At 68.3% G+C, this 3,295-nt stretch carries 1 protein-coding gene; it reads left to right on the top strand.

All coding sequences use genetic code 11. From position 1 onward, the window contains the following. A partial coding sequence (locus CHC09_RS44745; RefSeq protein ID WP_143232968.1) for a non-ribosomal peptide synthetase occupies positions 1-3,295 on the top strand: 3,295 nt, incomplete at both ends.

Genomic DNA, 3,295 nt, shown 5'->3' with positions numbered 1-3,295 from the left:
GCCCGTTCGCTGGCGGATCGTCTGGTCGCGGTGCTGACGCAGGTGGCCGCGGATCCGCAGCTCACGCTCAGTCAGGTCGATGTGCTGACCGGTGCGGAGCGGGCGTTGGTGACGCGGGAGTGGAACGACACTGCGGTGCCGGTGGCAGCCGCGTCGGTGCCGTTGATGATCGCCCGTTGGGTGGCGGAGACCCCGGATGCGGTTGCGGTGCGTGACGGTGGTGGCCGGTCGCTGACGTATGGGCAGTTGGATGGTTGGGCGTCCGGTGTCGCGGCCGGGTTGGCCGGGGCTGGCGTGGGTCGTGGTGATCGGGTGGGGTTGTGTCTGCCGCGGGGTGTGGAGATGGTCGCGGCGATGCTGGGTGTGTGGCGGGTCGGTGCGGCGTTCGTGCCGTTGGATCCGCAGCTTCCGGTGGCGCGGCGGGAGTTGATGGCCGCGGGCACGTCGCTGGTGCTTTCCGACTGGGATCCCACTTGGGAATCGGGCGGCGAGGTTCCCGCAGTCGTTCTTGATGGCCGTGATCTGGCGTATGTGATCTACACGTCGGGTTCGACCGGGACGCCGAAGGGTGTCGCGGTGGCGCATGCGGGTGTCGCGAGCCTGGCGCAGGTGATGGCCCCGGTCCTGGACGTTTCCGCGGGAACTGCCGCGTTGCAGTTCGCGTCGTTCAGTTTCGACGCCTCGGTGCTGGACGTGGTGACAGTGCTCGGCGCTGGCGGCACGCTGGTGATCGCCGATGACGAGCAGCGGCGGGATATGGCCGCGTTGTCGCGGCTGGTGCGGGATGCGGATGTCCGGGTGGCCAGTGTGGTGCCGTCGCTGCTGGCAGCGTTGGATCCGGCGCAGGTGGCGGGGATCCGTCGGTGGGTGTTGGGTGCGGAGTTTTTGAGTGCGGGTCTGGCGTCGCGGTGGTCGGCGGGTTCGCAGGTGTGGAATACGTATGGTCCGACTGAGGCGACGGTGATTACGACTGCGGCGCCGGTGGTGCTGCCGGTGTCGGGTGCGGGTCCGTCGATGGGCCGGCCGATCGGTAATGCGCGGGTGTTGGTGCTGGATGAGTTTTTGCAGCCGGTGCCGGTGGGTGTGGTCGGTGAGGTGTATATCGGTGGTCTCGGGCTGGCGCAGGGGTATGTCGATCGTCCGGATCTGACGGCGCATCGGTTCGTGGCGGATCCGTCGGGTGTCGGTGGCCGGTTGTATCGCAGTGGTGACCTGGCCCGCTGGGACAGCGAAGGGTTGCTGCATTTCACGGGTCGTTCGGACGATCAGGTGAAGATCCGTGGGTTCCGGATCGAACCTGCCGAGGTGCAGGCGGTGCTGCAACAGCATCCGCAGGTCGCGCAGGCCGCCGTGATCGCCCGTGACAACCAGCTGATCGGTTACCTGGTCGCCGCCGGTGACGAGTTGGAGGTGGCCGCGGTGCGGGAGTTCGCTGCCGGGCGGCTGCCGGAGTACATGCTGCCGACGCTGCTCGTGCTGGACACGCTGCCGCTGAACGCTAACGGGAAGCTGGACCGGGCTGCCCTGCCGGCCCCGGACCTGCCCACTGCCGGCCGGGCCGCGGCGACCGCCGCCGAGGAGATCCTGTGTGCTCTGTTCGCGGAGATTCTCGGTGTGGAGTCGGTGCCGGCGGATGTGTCGTTCTTCGAGCTCGGTGGTGATTCGCTGTCGGCGATGCGGTTGATCGCTCGGATTCGTTCGGTGTTCGAGAGTGAGGTCAGTGTCCGGGGCCTGTTCACGGCTCCGACGGTGGCTGGGGTGGCCGAGCAGATCGCGGCGGCGGCCGGTACGGCGCGGAGGGCTCTGACTGCCGGTGAGCGTCCGGCGGTGTTGCCGTTGTCGTACGGCCAGCAGCGGATGTGGTTCTTGAACCGGATCGAGGACGCCGGTCAGAGCGTGGCCTACAACATGCCGATGGCGCTGCGGATCTCCGGCGATCTGGACGTGGCCGCGCTGGAAGCAGCACTCGGTGACGTCGCCGACCGCCATGAAGTGCTTCGCACGATCTATCCCGAGGTGAACGGGGTGGCCTGCCAGCAGATCCAGGAGGGCGCCGCGGGCCGGCCGTCGCTGCTGGTCAGCGAGGTCGCCGAGAGTGATGTGTCGTCGGTGGTGGCGGCGTTCTTCGGTCGTGGCTTCGACCTGAACACCGAGCTGCCGTGGCGTGCCCAACTGCTCGTGCCGGCAGCGGGTGAGTACGTGCTGGCGATCGTGGCGCACCACATCGCGCTCGACGGCTGGTCGATGGGTGTGCTGACCCGGGATCTGCGGGCGGCTTATACGGCCCGGCGTCAGGGCCAGGTCCCGGCCTGGACCGAATTGGACGTGCAGTACGCCGATTACGCCCTGTGGCAGCGCGAGGTCCTCGGCGACCTCGACGACGAGTCGAGCCTGATCGCCGGCCAGCTCGGCTACTGGCGGGAGACCCTCTCGGGCATCCCGCAGGAGTTGGCGCTGCCGACCGACCGGCCGCGCCCGGCCACCGCATCGTTCCGGGGTGGGTCGGTGCCGATCGAGGTGAACGCGGAAACGCACGCGCGGCTGGTGGAATTCGCGCAGCGTGGCGGCGCGACCATGTTCATGGTGGCGCACGCGGCGCTGACGATGCTGCTGTCCAAGATGGGCGCGGGCAACGACATTCCGATCGGTACGGTCGTCGCCGGCCGTGGTGACGCCGCCGTGGAGCAGCTGGTCGGATTCTTCGTCAACACGCTGGTGCTGCGTACCGACCTGTCCGGCGATCCGTCGTTCACGGAGTTGCTGGCTCGGGTGCGGGAGACGGACCTGGCGGCGTACGCGAACCAGGAACTCCCGTTCGAACGCCTGGTCGAGGAGCTGAGCCCGGTCAGATCACTGGCGCACAACCCGCTGTTCCAGGTGATGCTGCTGGTGCAGAACCTGCCGCAGGAGCAGGGCGACGACGGCTGGAACCTCCCGGGCGTGGTCGTTCGCCCTACCGGACACAGCTCGGATCAGACCTCGGCGAAGTTCGACCTGTCGGTGACGCTGGTCGAGCGCCGGGACGACGACGGCCGCCCGGCAGGCATCATCGGCGCGATCCAGTACGCGACGGATCTGTTCGACGAGTCCACGGCTCGTTCGCTGGCGGATCGTCTGGTTCGGGTGTTGGAGCAGGTGGCGGGGGATCCGTCGGCGTGTCTCGGCGCGATCGAGGTGGTGGATTCCGCGGAGCGGCAGCAGTTGGTCGAGGTGTGGAATGCGACGTCGCGGCCGGTTCCGGTGGGGTCGTTGGCCGATTTGTTTGCTGCTCAGGTGCGGTTGTCGCCGGATGCGG

The sequence above is a fragment of the Actinoplanes regularis genome, from assembly GCF_900188005.1.
Lineage (GTDB): Bacteria > Actinomycetota > Actinomycetes > Mycobacteriales > Micromonosporaceae > Actinoplanes > Actinoplanes regularis.
This window is presented reverse-complemented; position numbering and strand designations above follow the sequence as displayed.